General features: G+C 70.7%; 17 protein-coding genes and 2 tRNA genes. 6 read left to right on the top strand and 13 right to left on the bottom strand.

What is annotated here, in order from left to right:
- The first annotated feature begins 53 nt into the window (after positions 1-53).
- Positions 54-1,193 (top strand): aspartate-semialdehyde dehydrogenase, encoded by a 1,140-nt coding sequence (gene asd / locus FNH21_RS04045; RefSeq protein WP_152812460.1) that lies wholly within the window; start codon positions 54-56, stop codon positions 1,191-1,193.
- Positions 1,194-1,340: 147 nt separating this feature from the next.
- Entirely contained in the window at positions 1,341-1,769 is a 429-nt protein-coding gene (locus tag FNH21_RS04050; protein ID WP_152812462.1) for a hypothetical protein, read from the top strand.
- Positions 1,770-1,781: 12 nt separating this feature from the next.
- Here FNH21_RS04050 and FNH21_RS04055 read toward each other — a convergent pair whose 3' ends face one another.
- From FNH21_RS04055 to FNH21_RS04095, 9 genes are all read right to left on the bottom strand, one after another.
- A complete protein-coding gene (locus FNH21_RS04055; protein WP_422108741.1) occupies positions 1,782-2,873 on the bottom strand; it encodes a UDP-N-acetylmuramate dehydrogenase in 1,092 nt (363 codons plus the stop codon).
- Entirely contained in the window at positions 2,870-3,310 is a 441-nt protein-coding gene (locus tag FNH21_RS04060; protein ID WP_055767951.1) for a MaoC family dehydratase, read from the bottom strand. Before FNH21_RS04060 ends, FNH21_RS04055 begins: the two co-directional genes overlap by 4 nt.
- A gap of 2 nt (positions 3,311-3,312) precedes the next feature.
- Positions 3,313-3,762, bottom strand: coding sequence for an FAS1-like dehydratase domain-containing protein (locus tag FNH21_RS04065; RefSeq protein WP_152812464.1), 450 nt, complete (start codon positions 3,760-3,762; stop codon positions 3,313-3,315).
- Positions 3,763-3,832: 70 nt separating this feature from the next.
- A complete protein-coding gene (locus FNH21_RS04070; protein WP_152812466.1) occupies positions 3,833-4,063 on the bottom strand; it encodes a hypothetical protein in 231 nt (76 codons plus the stop codon).
- Positions 4,064-4,108: 45 nt separating this feature from the next.
- On the bottom strand, positions 4,109-5,050 hold the full coding sequence (locus tag FNH21_RS04075) for a DUF2797 domain-containing protein (protein WP_152812467.1): 942 nt from the start codon (positions 5,048-5,050) through the stop codon (positions 4,109-4,111).
- 49 nt (positions 5,051-5,099) lie between these two features.
- Positions 5,100-6,149, bottom strand: coding sequence for an ATP-dependent DNA ligase (locus tag FNH21_RS04080; protein WP_152812469.1), 1,050 nt, complete (start codon positions 6,147-6,149; stop codon positions 5,100-5,102).
- Positions 6,150-6,284: 135 nt separating this feature from the next.
- Positions 6,285-6,851: a type 1 glutamine amidotransferase domain-containing protein gene (locus FNH21_RS04085; protein ID WP_152812471.1), complete on the bottom strand. Its 567-nt coding sequence runs from the start codon at positions 6,849-6,851 to the stop codon at positions 6,285-6,287.
- Positions 6,852-6,938: 87 nt separating this feature from the next.
- A complete protein-coding gene (locus FNH21_RS04090) occupies positions 6,939-8,648 on the bottom strand; it encodes an AAA family ATPase (protein ID WP_191931594.1) in 1,710 nt (569 codons plus the stop codon).
- 63 nt (positions 8,649-8,711) lie between these two features.
- Complete coding sequence (locus FNH21_RS04095) at positions 8,712-9,329, bottom strand: helix-turn-helix domain-containing protein (RefSeq protein ID WP_152812473.1); 618 nt, start codon at positions 9,327-9,329, stop codon at positions 8,712-8,714.
- Positions 9,330-9,420: 91 nt separating this feature from the next.
- Between FNH21_RS04095 and FNH21_RS04100 the strand changes: the two genes are divergently transcribed.
- From FNH21_RS04100 to FNH21_RS04110, 3 genes are all read left to right on the top strand, one after another.
- Positions 9,421-10,524, top strand: coding sequence for an NAD(P)/FAD-dependent oxidoreductase (locus FNH21_RS04100; protein ID WP_152812475.1), 1,104 nt, complete (start codon positions 9,421-9,423; stop codon positions 10,522-10,524).
- Positions 10,514-11,143, top strand: coding sequence for a class I SAM-dependent methyltransferase (locus tag FNH21_RS04105; protein ID WP_338403144.1), 630 nt, complete (start codon positions 10,514-10,516; stop codon positions 11,141-11,143). The genes FNH21_RS04100 and FNH21_RS04105 overlap by 11 nt, the downstream gene beginning before the upstream one ends.
- Positions 11,144-11,213: 70 nt before the next feature.
- Complete coding sequence (locus tag FNH21_RS04110) at positions 11,214-11,846, top strand: hypothetical protein (RefSeq protein WP_152812479.1); 633 nt, start codon at positions 11,214-11,216, stop codon at positions 11,844-11,846.
- Between the two features lie 87 nt (positions 11,847-11,933).
- On the opposite strand, the gene FNH21_RS04115 is transcribed toward FNH21_RS04110, so the two are convergent.
- Positions 11,934-12,764, bottom strand: a complete 831-nt coding sequence (locus tag FNH21_RS04115) for an endo alpha-1,4 polygalactosaminidase (RefSeq protein WP_338403145.1) — start codon at positions 12,762-12,764, stop codon at positions 11,934-11,936.
- A 118-nt stretch (positions 12,765-12,882) separates the two neighbouring features.
- Between FNH21_RS04115 and FNH21_RS04120 the strand changes: the two genes are divergently transcribed.
- Positions 12,883-13,146 carry a hypothetical protein gene (locus FNH21_RS04120; RefSeq protein ID WP_152812481.1) on the top strand — a complete coding sequence of 88 codons (264 nt, stop codon included), beginning with the start codon at positions 12,883-12,885 and terminating at the stop codon, positions 13,144-13,146.
- Between the two features lie 67 nt (positions 13,147-13,213).
- On the opposite strand, the gene FNH21_RS04125 is transcribed toward FNH21_RS04120, so the two are convergent.
- From FNH21_RS04125 to FNH21_RS04135, 3 genes are all read right to left on the bottom strand, one after another.
- Positions 13,214-13,287 (bottom strand) — tRNA-Met (locus tag FNH21_RS04125).
- Between the two features lie 54 nt (positions 13,288-13,341).
- Positions 13,342-13,413: transfer RNA gene (locus FNH21_RS04130), tRNA-Thr, on the bottom strand.
- Between the two features lie 128 nt (positions 13,414-13,541).
- Entirely contained in the window at positions 13,542-15,458 is a 1,917-nt protein-coding gene (locus FNH21_RS04135) for a DEAD/DEAH box helicase (RefSeq protein WP_422108742.1), read from the bottom strand.
- Between the last annotated feature and the right edge of the window lie 122 nt (positions 15,459-15,580).

Genomic DNA, 15,580 nt, shown 5'->3' on the forward strand with positions numbered 1-15,580 from the left:
GCCGGGCCGGTCACAAAGCGGGCCGGACTCCCCCTCCCGCCTAAACTGGGCGTATGACTTCAGCACCCGAGAGCGCCGCCCTGCCGTCCGTCGGATTCGTCGGCTGGCGCGGCATGGTCGGCTCGGTCCTCATGCAGCGGCTCCAGGACGAGGGCGACTTCGCGCGCATCAACCCCGTGTTCTTCTCGACGTCGGCCGCGGGCGGCGCGGCGCCGGCGTTCGCCGACGGCGCGGACCCCCTGCAGGACGCGTACGACGTCGACACCCTCGCCACGCTCCCCATCATCGTGACGGCGCAGGGCGGCGACTACACCTCCGAGGTGTACCCGAAACTGCGCGACGCAGGCTGGACCGGGCTGTGGCTGGACGCCGCCTCCACCCTGCGCATGGATCAGGACAGTGTGATCGTCCTCGACCCGGTCAACCGGTCCGCGATCGACGCGGGCCTCGCGAGCGGCGTCCGCGACTTCATCGGCGGCAACTGCACCGTGTCCTGCATGCTCATGGGCCTCGGCGGGCTCTTCCGCAACGGCCTCGTGGAGTGGGGCACGTCCATGACCTACCAGGCGGCCTCGGGCGGCGGCGCCCGGCACATGCGGGAACTCCTCACGCAGTTCGGCGACCTCCACGGCACCGTGGCGATGAACCTCGACGATCCCGCGTCGGCCATCCTCGACATCGACCGGGCCATCCTCGCGAAACAGCGCCACCCGAGCCTGGAGGCCTCCCAGTTCGGTGTGCCGCTCGCCGGCTCCGTCATCCCGTGGATCGACAGCGACCTCGGCAACGGCGTGTCCCGCGAGGAGTGGAAAGCGGGCGCGGAGACCAACAAGATCCTCGGCACCGACGCGCGCATCCCCTTCGACGGACTGTGTGTCAGGGTCGGCGCCATGCGCTCGCACTCCCAGGCCCTGACCCTGAAGCTGACCGAGGACCTGCCCGTCGGTGAGATCGAGGCGATCATCGCGGCGGACAATGACTGGGTCCGCGTCATCCCGAACACGAAGACGGACACGCTCGCGTCCCTGACCCCGGTCGCCGCCACCGGATCGCTGACCGTCCCCGTGGGGCGTATCCGCAAGCTCGAGATGGGCCCGGACTACATCAGTGCGTTCACCGTCGGTGACCAGCTGCTGTGGGGTGCGGCCGAGCCGCTGCGCCGCATGCTCATGATCGCCACCGGCAACCTCTAGCCCTCACGGCCCGCCGCAGGATCCGCGACGGCGAGGACACCGCCCGTCCCCCTCGGCCGGCGGGACCGGGCGACCTGGTGGACCGGCGGGGCGGGACGGTCGGGGCAGGTGTCTCAAAAGGTCGGTGGGCGGCGGCACCATGGGCGCATGGATCCGACGAACGCAGACACCATCCTCCGGCGCTTCTTCGCCGTGAGCGGCCACACCCGGCATCCGGAGAGCCTGCTGCGCTACGAGCGGGTCCAGTCCCACCTCCGTGGATATCTCGAGGGGGTGGCCGCCGCGCGGCTCGAGGGACCCGCGCGCGATCTGCTCGACCTGGAACGCCAGTTCGACGCCGAGGCCCCCTACGCGCGGCTCCTGGGAGCGCGGGAGCTGCTGCACGCGCTCCCGGAGTTCCTCGCCGTCCCGCAGCTCCTCCCCGACTTCCACGACCGGCTGGCCCAGATCAGCGTCGCCTCCCGGCTGGCCCAGTGGCTGTGCTCACGCCGGCTCGTGCAGCGCGAGGACAGCTGGGACGACGTCGTCCTCACCCGCGCCGCCGCGGAGCAGGCCCGGCGCTCTCCCGCCCTGTGACCCGCCCCCGCCTCAGAGCGAGCAGTTGATGAGCAGAGGCTCGGGCTCGAGGCGGATGCCGAACCGCGCCTCCACGCCGTCCCGCACGAGCCGCGCCACGGACAACAGGTCCGAGGTGGTCGCCCCGCCCCGGTTCGTGACCGCCAGCGTGTGCTTCGTCGAAAGGGAGGCCCGGCCCTCAGCGGCGGCGTACCCGTCGTCGTCCCCCAGGCCGAAGCCCTTCGAGAAGCCCGCCCGCTCGATCAGCCACGCCGCGCTGAGCTTCACCTGGCCCTCGAGACCGGCAGGATAGCGCGGTGCATCGGCTGGAAGCCCTGCGGCGACGTCCTCGGACACGATCGGGTTGGTGAAGAAGGAGCCGGTGCTCCAGGTGTCGGGATCCGGTGTGTCGAGCACCATCCCCTTGCCGGCACGGAGGCGCAGGACCGCCCGGCGGACATCGTTCGCGTAGGCCCGTTCCCCCACCCCGATACCCAGGGCGCGCGCGAGTTCCGCGTACCGCACGGGCTTGCTCATCCGGCCGAGACCGAGCTGGAACTCCACCGAGAGGACCACGTAGCGGGGAGACCCGCCGACAGTGCTGCGCTTCAGGAGCGAGTCCCGGTAGCCGAACCCGAGCTCGAAGTTCGTGAAGCTCTTGATGCTGTCCGTCTCGCGGTCGAAGGTGCGGACCGTCGCGATGGTCTGCGCCACGTCCGAGCCGTACGCGCCCACGTTCTGCACCGGCGTCGCCCCGGTGGAGCCCGGGATCCCGGACAGCGCTTCCAGACCGGAGAACGCGTGGAGCACGGTGTAGCGGACGAGGTCGTCCCAGTCGTGGCCGGCCTGCACCTTGACCATGACCCCGCCGCAGGTGGCGTCGTCGTCGTCCACGGTGAACCCCGAGGACGTGATGCGCACGACGGTCCCGTCGAAGCCGTCGTCGCCGATCAGCAGGTTCGATCCCCCGCTCACGATCAGCAGCGGCTCGCCCGCTGCGTCCGCCGCCCGGACGGCCGCCACGATCTCCTGCTCGGTACCCGCCTCCACGAGGGTCCGGGCGGCACCGCCCACGCGCGCGGTGGTGAGGTCGGCCAGGCGTGGGCCGGTCACGGGGGCGCTCACGGCAGCCTCACCACGGCCTGCGCCTTCACGAGGACCTTCTGACCGCCGTAGGTGACGGTCAGGTCGATGCGCGCGGTCGACCGCTCGGCGTCGAGCGCGCCCACCGTGCCGGTCACCTCGACGACGGCACCCGGCTCGCCGGGCCGGGCCGTGGTGTCCTCGACGACCACGGGCTTGGTGAAGCGCGTCTGGTAGTCCACGACGGCGGCCGGATCCCCGCACCAGTCGGTGACCAGCTGGACGGAGGCACCCATGGTGAACATGCCGTGGGCGATGACGCCGGGGAGGCCGACTCCCTCCGCGAACGACTGGTTCCAGTGGATCGGGTTGAGGTCCCCGGACGCTCCGGCATAGCGGACGAGATCCTGCCGCGTGACGTCGATGGTGCGGGTACCGATCTGCTGACCGACCTCGAGGGTGGCGAATCGTGCGCTCATGGCTACTGGTCCTCTCCGCGGACGAGGAGCGACGACGTCGTCGTCGCCGTGTGGATGCCGTCGACCGTCGAGATCTCGGCGCGCGTGGTGATCATCGCGCCCCCGCCCATGGCACGGACCTGGTCCACGTGCAGTTCGGCGACCAGTTCGTCACCGGCGACGATGGGACGGTGGTGGACGAAGCGCTGGTCCGCGTGGACCACGCGCGTGAAGTCGATGCCCGCGCTCGGGTCCGCGATCAGCTGAGCATCCGCCCGCTGCGCGACGACGATCGCGAAGGTCGGCGGCGCGACGAGGTCGGCGTGTCCGAGCGCCACCGCTGCGTCGACGTCGAAGTGTGCGGCGTGCGTCGCCTTGACGGCCCGGGCGAAGTCGCGGATGGCCTCGCGTCCCACGGAGTAGGTCTCACCCGCAGGGTAGCTGCGTCCCTGCAGGTCTGGGTCGATGGTCAATGGATCCTCCGATGGAAGGGGACAGGATGGACGGCCGCGCCGGGCGGAACCGGCGGAAGGAGCCGGGGTCTCAGCTGCGGTCCCGCAGGCGGCGGCGCGTGTCCCGGGACCGCACCACCATGCCGGCGAGGTGGCAGACCATACCGGCGACGATGATCGGGATCGCCGTGAAGACGAGGACGCTCTGGTCGGTCGCCGCGCCGAGGACCGCGATGAGGATGCCGATACCCGTGGTCGCGAGTGCGGAGACCACCAGCTTCCGGTACAGGTCCGAGCCGGTCTCCCAGGGCGTGTTCAGCATGATGCGATTCTACCGCCGTCCGCGCCGCTGCCGACGGGCGGGACGTCAGAAGAGCGACTCCTGCACGGCCGGGACGGGCGTGCTGAAGTCCCCGAGGCGGAGGCGCCTGCCCTTCAGTTGCGCGAGATCGACGACGAACAGCACCTCGGTGCCGTCGATCGCGACCAGCGCCGAGGGGCCGAGGACCTGACGCACCGTGAACCCGTGCCGACCCTGCGTCAGAGGCTCGGGGTAGGGCTGGAGGGCGGGGTGCCCGAGGACGGCGTGCCAGGAGGGCGGCGGCTCGAACTCCTCGTGCACCACCTCGTAACCCTCGATTCCCAGACCACCTTCGAGCAGGCCCCGCGTCGCCAGGGCGAACCCGTCGTTGAGGTGCTCGAGCCGGGCCGCCGGCAGTGGCGCGCAGAGGGAAGCGGCCTTGGCTCCGGACCTCACCGCCTGCTGCAGGCCGACGGTCCGCGTGACCTCGTCCTCGAGGACCCGCACCACGCGGCCGTCCGCTGCGTGCGCCACGAACTGCGCCACCACGGCGCCCTGCTCCACGAGGCGCGCGCGCTTGCGCAGGTGCGATGCCGTCCCCACCTTGGTGACGCCGTCGGCGAAGGTCGCGACGTACAGCCAGTGCGGCTGCTCGAGATAGCGCTTGAGCCCGGCGGGGGCGATCCCCGAGCGGTGGATGTCATGCATGAACCGCAGATCGTCCTGCACGAAGCACCGGCCGCACTGGTGGCCCCTGTCCGCCGGCGCCTGGTCGACGCAGCGCACCCACGTGCGGTCGTCGCGGCCGTGCACGCGGTGGAACCCGAGGCAGTAGCGGTCCTTCGCGGCGACCTCGAAGGCCACCCGGGTGCCGGCGTCGAGCTGGAGATCCCCGTCCGGGACGACCGGGACGTTCTTCGCCGCGCCCTGCCCGGGCACGGCATGCAGCGACAGGGCGGGGACCGAGGCCCCCCAGGTCGGGCCGCCGCAGAGGAGGATCGGAGTCATCGTCCAAGCCTAGGCGCCACCGCCGACCTCCACGGGCCGCCCGGCGCGGTCAGGCCAGGACCCTGCTGAGGTCGTAGGCTGCGGGGATCTCGAGCTGGTCGAACGTACAGGAATCGGCGTCGCGATCGGGCCGCCAGCGCTCGAACTGCACCGTGTGCCGGAAACGGGAGCCCTCCATCTGGTCGTACCGCACCTCGACCACGCGGCGCGGGTGCAGCCGCACATAGGAGACGTCCTTGCCCGAGGCGAATCTGCTGCGCTCGGTGGCACCCCGCTGCACCTCGCCGTCGTCGTCCAGCATGACGTCCTGCTCGAGTTCGTCGACGAGTTCGAGCCGCCGCTTGGCGGAGAACGCCGAGATGCCGCCGACGTTCTGCAGCACGCCGTCCTCGTCGTACAGCCCGAGGAGCAGGGATCCGACGCCCTGGCCGGACGTGTGCACGCGGTACCCGAGGACCACGGTGTCCGCGCTGCGGTGGTGCTTGACCTTGAGCATGCGGCGCTTGTTCGGCTCGTAGGCGGACGCGAGGGGCTTGGCCACCACGCCGTCGAGCCCCGCGCCCTCGAATTCGACGAGCCAGCGGCGCGCAAGCCCGACGTCGCGCGTGACCTGGGAGAGGTGGATCGCTCCGCCGAAGGACCGGCCGATGCCCTCCAGCGCCTCGCGCCGGTCGCGGAAGGGCAGTCCGGTGAGGTCGGTCTCGTCGATGGCGAGGAGATCGAAGGCGACGAACGAGGACGGCGTCCGGGCCGCCAGCAGCCTGATGCGGCTCTCCGCGGGATGGATGCGCTGGGAGAGGGCTTCCCAGTCGAGGCGCTCGGCCCCCGGTTCACCGCGGCGCACCACGATCTCACCGTCGACCACGCACCGCTCCGGCAGGTGCTCGAGCAGGGCGTCGACGAGTTCGGGGAAGTAGCGCGTGAGCATCTTCGACCCGCGGCTGCCGATCTCGCAGGTCCCGTCCTGGATGCGGATGATCGCGCGGAAGCCGTCCCACTTCGGTTCGTAGACGAGCCCGCCCGGCACGCTGTCCTGGTCCGGCACGGCGTCGACGGCCTTGGCCAGCATCGGTTGGAGGGGGAACGGCAGCTCTGTCATGCCCTGATCCTGTCGCATCGGAGGCGGATCAGGCCAGCCGCCTCCCTCGCACACCGTGGACCGGTGAAGGTCCGGTCACGCGAACGGCGACCCGGAGGAACCCGGGTCGCCGTTCAGGGGCATCTCGCCGTCGACTCAGACGGTCTGGCCCTCGTGCGGGCCTTCCTCGATCTCCTCCAGGAGCTTGTCGTTGAAGGCCTCGAGGTCGCCGGGGTTGCGGCTGGTGACCAGTCCCTGGTCCACGACCACCTCCTCGTCGCTCCAGTTGGCGCCGGCGTTCTTCAGGTCGGTGGCCAGGGTGTGGAAGGACGTCAGGTCACGGCCATCGACCACGCCCGCCTCGATGAGCAGCCAGGGCCCGTGGCAGATGGAGGCGACGGGCTTGTGCTGCTCGAAGAAGGCGCGGGCGAAACGCTGGGCGTCCGTGTCGACGCGCAGGAAGTCGGCGTTGACGACGCCGCCGGGGAGCACCAGTGCGTCGTAGTCCTCCGCCCTGGCGTCGGAGACCGCTAGGTCGACGTCGAAGGTGTCACCCTTGTCCATGCCGTTGAAACCCTGCAGCGGCCCCGCTGCGGGCGAGACGAGCGTGGGCACGCCGCCCGCTTCCTTGACCGCCTCCCAGGGGCTGGTGAGCTCGATCTGCTCCACCCCGTCGGTCAGCAGGAAGGCGACCTTCTTGCCTGAGATGTCGTGTGTGGACATGCTGTTCTCCCTTGCGTAGAGCGTGGCTGTCGTACGTCCACCCAGCCTAGGAACCAGCGAAGTGATAAGCAAGCTGAGTATCTGTTCTCAGAGCCCTTCCGAGACGGCGGCCGCGGCCGCGAGCCAGGCACGCTGCGTCGCCGGTCGCAGCGCGGAGAAGCGGATGCGCCCCTTGAGGAGCGCGATGTCGAACGGGATGGTCACGGCGCGTCGAGCCAGGTCCCCGAAACCGTCGGCGATCGCCTGGGCCTGGGCCTGCGTCCCGTTCTTGTCCGACTGGCTGACGACGACGACGGCCCGCTCCGACAGCTCGCCATAGCGACCGCCCCGCGCACGCAGCGCCTCGAGCAGCAGCGCACCCGCCTCGGCGTGCTCCTCCAGGGTCGTGGTGGCGATGACGAGCTGGTCCGTGTGGTGGATCATGCGGAGCCAGCGCTCGGCCGTCTCGTCGTTCCCCGAATCGATGACGTTCAGCCTGAAGTACTTGGACGCGACCTCGTGCAGGGCGTCGAAGTCCCTGGAGGTCACCTTCTGCTGGGTGGCGAGGACGTCCGGCTTGGACCGAAGGACGTCGAACTTGTCCGCCGTCTGGTGGTGGACGTAGCGCGCCAGGAGGGCCGATTGCGCGGACGGCGCGAGGAGGGCGTCCGTCTGCGGGAGGAGGTCGAGGACGGTCGCCTCGTGCGGGCCCTGCTCGGTCCGCCATCCGAGCGTGCCGCGGGTCTCGTTGTTGTCCCAGGCCAGGACGGGCGCCCCGCCATTGCGGGCGAACACCGCCGCGAGCATCACCGTGGTGGGTGTCTTGTTCGCCCCGCCCTTGCCGTTCGCCACGGCGATCGTGCGGGGGCCCGGCCAGTGCCGGCTGACCGCCGCGACGTCCTCGCGCATCGAGAGTTCGGCAGGGGACGGGGCCATGCGCATGCCGAGCCGTGAGAGGACGCCGCGGAGGCCCGTCTCGGCGGGAACCACGGCGGTGTCGGCGGAGAGGAAGGACTTGCGGCCGTCCCTCGGACGCAGCCCCGTCGCCGCGGTGGACGCCGCCATGGCGGCGAACTGCCCGGAGGCCTCGCCCGCGGCCGGGGAGACTGCGGTCTGTGACGCTGGTGCGGGGGCGGCCGGGGCGGCTGCCGCGGGTGACGCTGGTGCGGAGGCGGCCGCGGCGGCTGCCGCCTGGGCGCCGGAGGAACTGGAGGCGACCGGGGATTGGACACCGGACACCGGGGCGGGCGGGCTGGGAAAGGCTTGGGGCGTCGGGGACGGCTGGGGCACCGGGGACGCCGCCGGGGAGACCGAGGGGGTCCCGCCGACCGCGCCCGCGGCAGGACGACCAGGCACCGTCGGCTGGGGACCGGTGGAAATCGGGTCCTGGAGCATCCCGCCACCCCTCGCAGCATCTCTGTCCGGCTCCTCGATCGGCCCGGGAGAGGACACCGAGATACGGACCGGACCGGGGGCCGGCGCCTCGAAGACCGGGACCCCCACGGGTCCGCGCATAGAGGACGACGCGCTGACGCCCGGCGTCGGACCGTCCGACGTGAGACCGCTCGGCGCCCCTGGTGCGGGCGACGTGGAGGATGCAGGGGTGGTCGAGGACGGTGCCCGACGGACCGTCAGGTCGACGTCGTCGTCAGGGTGCGGAGCACTGCCCGTCGGGGCGTCGGCGCCGACCGTGTCCCCGGGAGCGAAACGGTCGACGAAGCGGGGCGGGCCCGCGTCCGAGGCGGCCCGGCGTCGTCGTGCGCCTCCCGTCCCCTCCGAGGCGTCGTCCGGCATCCAGGCAGACTGGTCTTGCGTCATTGGTGTTCCGTTCCCCCGCCGGCCCGCGACGGGCCGCTGTCAGTCGTTCCGACTGCGCTCATCCTATAAGGACGCCGACGGTGTGGTCCCGGCCCTGCCGGCACGCTGTGGACGCGCCCTGACATGCATCCGCTCCCCCTGCTTCCCGAACAGGCTGATGAACTCCACCGTGCGTCCGTCGGCGCTGGCGAACCAGTGCGGCGTATGCGTGTCGAATTCCGCAGCCTCCCCGGGCCCGAGCACGAAGTCGTTCTCCCCGAGCACGAGCCGCAGGGATCCGTTGAGGATGTAGAGCCACTCGTAGCCCTCGTGGACCTGGGGGTCCGGGTCCGCGCCGCGTGCGTCCCCGGCGAGCACCATCTTGAACGCCTGGACTCCACCCGGTCGTCTGGTCAGCGGGATCGCCGTGATGCCCCGGTGCTCGATCGGACGGAGGTGGATGCGCGGGTCCCCCGTGGGGGGTGCGCCCACGAGGTCGTCGAGGGGCACCCCGTAGAGCTTCGCGATGGGCAGGAGCAGTTCGAGGTTGGGGCGGCGCCGCCCCGCCTCGAGCCGGGAGAGGGTACTGACGGAGACGCCCGACGCCTCGGACACCTCGGTCAGGGTCAGGTTCCGCTGGGCCCTCAGGGCGCGGAGCCGGGGTCCGACGGCGCCGAGGACCGCGTCGAGTTCAGTCGTCATGCTGCTAGTTTGCCATAGCAGCAAGATACTTTGCCCTTCTGGTCGTACCTGCGGATGCTTGATCTACCAGTACTTCCGAAGGAGAACGCGCATGCCACGCACCATCGACACCCCCAGCACCCGGTACGACGTCGTCGTGATCGGCGGCGGCGCGGCGGGATTGAGCGCCGCCGTGACCCTGAGCCGGGCGCTGCGCCGCGTCCTCGTCATCGACGCCGGCGCCCCCCGCAACGCCCCCGCCGACGGCGTCCACGGGTACCTCTCGCGGGAGGGTATGAATCCTCTCGCCCTCCTCGCAGCCGGCCGCGCCGAGGCGGAGGCCTACGGGACGGCCGTCGTAACCGCCGAGGCGGTCGGTGCACGCCGCGTGGCCGAGGGCTTCGAGGTGGACCTCGACGACGGCCGGACCGTGACGGGGCGTCGGGTCCTTCTGGCCACGGGCCTGCAGGACGGCCTGCCGGACATCCCGGGTCTCCAGGAGCAGTGGGGCTCTGGCGTGGTGCACTGCCCCTACTGCCACGGCTACGAGATCCGTGGTCAGAACATCGGCATCCTCGCGACGGGCGCCCTGTCCGTCCACCAGGCCCTCCTGTTCCGGCAGTGGTCGGAGGACATCACCCTCTTCCTGAACGACACGTTGATCCCCTCCGACGAGGAGTGGGAGAAACTGGCGGCGCGGTCCGTGCGCGTCGTCGACGGCGCCGTCGCCTCCGTGGACTCGATCGACGGCGGACTGACGGGGGTGACCCTGGCGGACGGGACGGGCTTCGACCTCCAGGCCCTCGCCGTCGGGAGCAGGATGGACGCCCGGGCAGGACTCGCCGAGGCGCTGGGCCTCGAGCTCCGGGACCACCCCACGGGAATGGGTACCTTCCTCGAACCCGGCCCCATGGGCACCACGGCGACGCCGGGCGTCTACGTCGCGGGGAACGTCTCGAACCTCTCGGCACAGGTGATCGTCGCGGCCGCCGAGGGCATGATGGCCGGGGCGATGATCAACGCCCACCTGATCGAGGAGGAGACTGCGTGGGCCGTCGAGGGCCGAACCGGGCCCTTCTCCGCGGCGGTGGAGGCCGAGGTCTCGGCCGGTGTCCTTGGCGACCGGCGCCACGGGTTGGATGATGGGGCGGTCATCAGCGCCGCTGCGGGAGCGACGACACAGTCACTGGAGGAAGGAGTACGCCGTGCTGGTTGAGTACACGCAGGAGTTCTGGGACCAGAGGTACCGGCAGCGGGACCGCATCTGGAGCGGGAAGCCGAACCGGCATCTCGTTGCCGAGGTGGACGGCCTGCAGCCGGGCTCCGCGCTCGACGTCGGCTGCGGGGAGGGCGCGGACGCCGCCTGGCTCGCCGAGCAGGGCTGGGACGTCCTCGGGATCGACGTGTCCGAGGTCGCCCTGGACCGGGCCCGGGCGCACTCGGCGGAACTCGACCCGTCCGTCGCGGATCGCCTGCACTGGCAGCAGGTGGACCTCCTGGCCTCACCGGACCTGCCCCGCGATCTCGACCTCGTATCGATCCAGTTCATGCACCTGCCCGAGCCGCACCGCTCACGGGTCTTCGGGGAACTCGCGAGCCGCGTGGCCGTCGGGGGGACCCTGCTGATCGTGGCGCACGATCCCTCCGACCTGCACTCCGGGGTAGGACGGCCGCACCAGGCCGACCTCTACTTCACGGCCCAGGAGATCGCGGCCCTTCTCGACGATTCCTGGGATGTCCGCGTGTGCGAGTCCCGTCCGCGCGTCGAGCGCTCGTCCGACGGTCACGAGCACGCGATCAGCGATGCCGTCCTCCTGGCGGTGCGCACGGGATGATCGGCGCGGGCGCCCGGGCCGGATACGGCACGGGCCCCTGAAGGGCAGAGGCGGAGACTACGCTGGCGCCATGTCCGCCCCAGCCCTCGCCCTGCCGCCGGATCCGATCGTCGTCGACCTGGTGTCCGACGGGCCGTCCTGGTGGGAGGTCGTCGGTGCGCTCGCGCCCTTCGCCGTCCTCCTCGCGGCGGTGCTGGCGACGCTGACGGCATTCGCGACCCTGCGCCAGCGCGCCGCGGCGGACCGCGCCACCCTCGACCAGAGACGGCGCGCGGACGACCGTGCGGAGTGGTGGCGGCGGACGCAGTGGGCGATCGACGCCGCGACGTCGCTCGACCCGGTACGGCAGGAAGCGGGTGTCGAGGCGCTGCTGCAGCTGTCCTACAGCGAGCTGGCCACCGAGGAGGACCGCCTGATCCTGGACGCGATCTGGGGGGGCAACCCCATGGCCGATCCCGAGGGTGCGGGCGCTGGACTGCCCGACGGCGGTACCGGAGAATCGGGCAGGACGAGTGGAAGGAGAGGTCGCATGACCGACAGGGCACCAGTACGGACACCTCCGCCCGCCCCGGGCACCGACCGACGGCCGGCCGACACATCGCGGGTCACCGCCGCCAAGGCCCGGCTGCGGGTCACCCTCGACCAGCAACTCGGTCGCCCGACCCCGCAGTCCGTCAAGGACGCCGCCGGAGGCAGGCGCTAGTCATCACCCGACGGCATGGAGCCCGGCAGGAGGACCTGCCGGGCTTCGCCGTTCCCCCCGCGCCGGGACGGATCGCTGCGGACGCGGTCAGCACCTCCGGAACAGATAGCCGACATCGCCGGGCCTCGAGAGTTCCCGGTCCCGCACCACCGTCGACGACGGCCGGTCCCCATCGGCGCAGGCGTCCGTCGTCGGTCCCGGATACTCGACGGCGAGCACCGCGTCACCGTACTGCGCCGCGTACTCCCCGCACTCACCGAACTCCACGCACTGCTCGGCGATGGCGAAGTCGAAACCGGCGCCCGCCAGCTCCGCCGTGTCCTCGGCCGCGTTCTTCTGGCCCACCAGCAGCCCCAGCCGCTGCGCCGCCGCCACGAGCGCCGTCGCCAGTGCCCTGTTGTCGTCGAGGACGAGCCGCCCCTCCGAGCGGACGTAGGAATCGAGATTGTCCAGTTCGACAGCATCGAAGCCGCGGTCCGCGCATTCCCGGAGGACGGCTCCGGTCCGGTCGGCGATGGCGGTCCGCTTCGCCTCCGTCCCCGTGTCCAGCAGGAACTCGTCCGGCCAGTCGGGGTCGGCGAGCGGCTCGCCGTCGATCGTCAGGACGAGGCCGTCGGCCAGCCACCCCGAGGACGCGTCGGGCTGAGTCTGGAAGGCGTTGACGTAGCAGATCGAGTACACGCCGTCGGCCGGTCCGTCGGACACCTCCCGGACGACGACCCCGGTGCCTTCCGCGGGCGGATAGGATCCGCCGAGCTGGTAGTCCCAGGGCACCCCTGCAGGGAAGGGCCGCGCCTCGGCCGCCGCGGAGCAGCCGCCGATCAGCGCCGTCGCGGCGATCAGCACCGCCGTCAGCCTCCAGCCCTGCCGTCGATCATCCACCGTGCCACCGTAGCGCTGCCGGGCGGTGGGAGCCACGCGGGTGGATCCCCCTGTCCCACCGACGCGTGCAGCCGGGGTCGGAGTGCTGCGGTAGTGTCTGTCTCGCCTCTAGAAGAAGGGGCACATCGGGTTGAGCGCGTGAATGAGGCAGTTCGTGAGTGATAGCAGCAGGTTGGACCCGGAGAAGGACTTCCCCGAGGACCTCTCGTCCGTCGATCGGGATGACCTCGACATCCTGAACAGCAGGAACCACCGTGACCGGGATCTCCAGTACATCCGCGACGGTGACGTGGATGCGGAGACGGAGGGCCGGCACCATGATCTTCGCGAGGAGCTCGATCGCCGCCAGGTGGATCGCGACGCAGCCCTCAGGGGCGACGCGCCGGCATCCGAGGACGCGGAGAGCGCCGCGGGCTGACGCCGCAGTGGAGGGAACGCAGAAGGCCCCGGAGCCGAAGCTCCGGGGCCTTCCCTGTCCTGCGAGGTAGCGGTGCCGGGACTCGATCCCGGGACCTCACGATTATGAGTCGTGCGCTCTAACCAGCTGAGCTACACCGCCCTAAACGAGGCTGCCCGCACCGATCGGCTGATCGTCACGGGCCCCTCATTTGCGAGCCCCCCACCGGAATCGATCCGGTGACCTCGTTCTTACCAAGAACGCGCTCTACCACTGAGCTAGGGGGGCAACAGCAAGAAACTTTACCAGTTCCCGACCGTTGGTGCGAAATCGTGGACCGCCCTCAGGAGCGGTACCGCGGTTCCGCGTCGGACCCGTGCCAGGCACGGGTCCGACGGAGTTCTACGAGCTGATTCCTACCACTGGTCGGACTGGGCGCTGGAGCGTCCGGCCCCGGCTCCCGCGCCCTTCGAGCGTGGCTTGCGGTTGGCATCGCCCGAGAAGCGGGTGTCGCCGTCGCGCTTCGGGAAGTCCTTCTTGAAGGGCTTCTTGAACTCGCCCGCGCCGCGGTTGCCCGCGGGCTTGCGGCCCTTGTCCAGCTCGAGGTGGATCAGCTCGCCACCGATCCGCGTACGGGAGAGAGCCCGCAGCTGATCGGTCGAGAGGTCCGCCGGGAGTTCCACGAGGCTGTGGTCGGCCCGGATGTCGATGCCGCCGATCTGCGAGGAGGAGATCCCGCCCTCGTTGGCGATGGCTCCGACGATCGAGCCCGGCATCACGCGCTGGCGACGTCCCACTGCGATGCGGTAGGTGGCGTTGCCCTCCGTGAGCGTTCGCGTCGGGCCACGGGACCCGAAGGCGTCCTTGCGACCCTCGGCACGCTCACGCTGTCCGGCGGGGGCGACGGGGATGTCCTGGACGAGGATCGGCTGGCCGTTCTGCGCCATGACGGCGAGGGCGGCAGCGAGCTCGGTCGCGGGTACGTCGTGCTCGCGCTCGTAGGTGGCGATGAGGTCGCGGAACAGGGCCACGTCCTTGCCGGCGAGCGTCTGCGTGATCTTGTCCGCGAACTTGCTGAGGCGCAGCTCGTTGATCTTGGCGGTGGAGGGCAGCTGCATCTGCTCGACCGGCTGGCGCGTGGCCTTCTCGATCGACCGCAGCAGGTACTTCTCACGCGGGGTGATGAAGAGGATCGCGTCACCCGAGCGCCCTGCACGGCCGGTGCGGCCGATGCGGTGGACGTAGGACTCGGTGTCGTTCGGGATGTCGTAGTTCACGACGAGCGAGATGCGCTCCACATCGAGGCCACGGGCGGCGACGTCCGTGGCGACGAGGATGTCGATCTTTCCGTCACGCAGGGCCTCGACCGTGCGCTCACGCTGCTGCTGCGGGATGTCCCCGTTGATGGCTGCTGCCGAGAAGCCCCGTGAACGCAACTTGTCCGCCAGGTCTTCGGTAGCCGCCTTGGTGCGGACGAAGGCGATGATGCCGTCGTAGTCCTCCACCTCGAGGATGCGGGTCATCGCATCTAGCTTGTGCGGGCCCATGACCTGCAGGTAGCGCTGACGCGTGTTGGTGCCCGTGGTCGTCTTGCCCTTGACCGAGATCTCGGCCGGATCGTTCAGGTACTTCTTGGCGATGCGGCGGATGGCCGGGGGCATGGTCGCGGAGAACAGGGCGACCTGCTTCTCCTCGGGCGTGGAGGAGAGGATCTTCTCCACGTCCTCGGCGAAGCCCATGCGGAGCATCTCGTCGGCCTCGTCGAGCACCACGTACTCGAGGTTGGACAGGTCGAGAGACCCCTTCTCGATGTGGTCGATGACACGCCCGGGCGTTCCGACGACGACCTGCGCGCCACGACGGAGGCCGTTGAGCTGCGGGCCGTACGGGGATCCGCCGTACACGGGAAGGACGGTGAAACCGTCCATGTGCTTGGCGTAGGACGTGAAGGCGTCGGCCACCTGGAGCGCGAGCTCGCGGGTCGGTGCGAGCACCAGGACCTGCGTGTTCTTGCTGGGACCGCCGTTGACGTCGGCGAGCTCCGCCATCTTCGAGAGCGCCGGGACGGCGAACGCGGCGGTCTTGCCGGTCCCGGTCTGCGCCAGGCCCACGACGTCGCGGCCTTCGAGGAGTGCGGGGATGGTGGCCGCCTGGATGGGCGACGGCTTCTCGTAGCCGAGGTCGGTCAGGGCTGCGAGGATGCGGCCGTCGAGGTTGAGCTCGGTGAAGCGGATGCTCACGTCGTCGTCCTCCGGTGCGCTGGCGGGAGCCGCTGCGGTCGCCTCGGTGACGGGAGTGGTGTCGATGATCTGCTCGGACAGGTTTTCAGGCACGGGAAAAATCCTCCAGGTAGGTGCCGGTCGGCCCTACGGGATGGAGCCCGGAGTGCCGAATGAACATAGAAATCCGGCACTGTTTCAATCCCGCGGCAGGACTTCTCGTCACACGTGGTTCG

The sequence above is a fragment of the Arthrobacter bussei genome (assembly GCF_009377195.2).
GTDB lineage: Bacteria > Actinomycetota > Actinomycetes > Actinomycetales > Micrococcaceae > Arthrobacter_D > Arthrobacter_D bussei.

Excerpts from the sequence above, each read along its gene's own strand:
- FNH21_RS04060 (WP_055767951.1), bottom strand. The coding sequence starts at position 3,310 with ATGAGCGCACGATTCGCCACCCTCGAGGTCGGTCAGCAGATCGGTACC.
- FNH21_RS04100 (WP_152812475.1), top strand. The coding sequence starts at position 9,421 with ATGCCACGCACCATCGACACCCCCAGCACCCGGTACGACGTCGTCGTG.
- FNH21_RS04095 (WP_152812473.1), bottom strand. The coding sequence starts at position 9,329 with ATGACGACTGAACTCGACGCGGTCCTCGGCGCCGTCGGACCCCGGCTC.
- FNH21_RS04110 (WP_152812479.1), top strand. The coding sequence starts at position 11,214 with ATGTCCGCCCCAGCCCTCGCCCTGCCGCCGGATCCGATCGTCGTCGAC.
- FNH21_RS04085 (WP_152812471.1), bottom strand. The coding sequence starts at position 6,851 with ATGTCCACACACGACATCTCAGGCAAGAAGGTCGCCTTCCTGCTGACC.
- FNH21_RS04050 (WP_152812462.1), top strand. The coding sequence starts at position 1,341 with ATGGATCCGACGAACGCAGACACCATCCTCCGGCGCTTCTTCGCCGTG.
- FNH21_RS04080 (WP_152812469.1), bottom strand. The coding sequence starts at position 6,149 with ATGACAGAGCTGCCGTTCCCCCTCCAACCGATGCTGGCCAAGGCCGTC.
- FNH21_RS04090 (WP_191931594.1), bottom strand. The coding sequence starts at position 8,648 with ATGACGCAAGACCAGTCTGCCTGGATGCCGGACGACGCCTCGGAGGGG.
- FNH21_RS04070 (WP_152812466.1), bottom strand. The coding sequence starts at position 4,063 with ATGCTGAACACGCCCTGGGAGACCGGCTCGGACCTGTACCGGAAGCTG.
- asd (WP_152812460.1), top strand. The coding sequence starts at position 54 with ATGACTTCAGCACCCGAGAGCGCCGCCCTGCCGTCCGTCGGATTCGTC.
- FNH21_RS04075 (WP_152812467.1), bottom strand. The coding sequence starts at position 5,050 with ATGACTCCGATCCTCCTCTGCGGCGGCCCGACCTGGGGGGCCTCGGTC.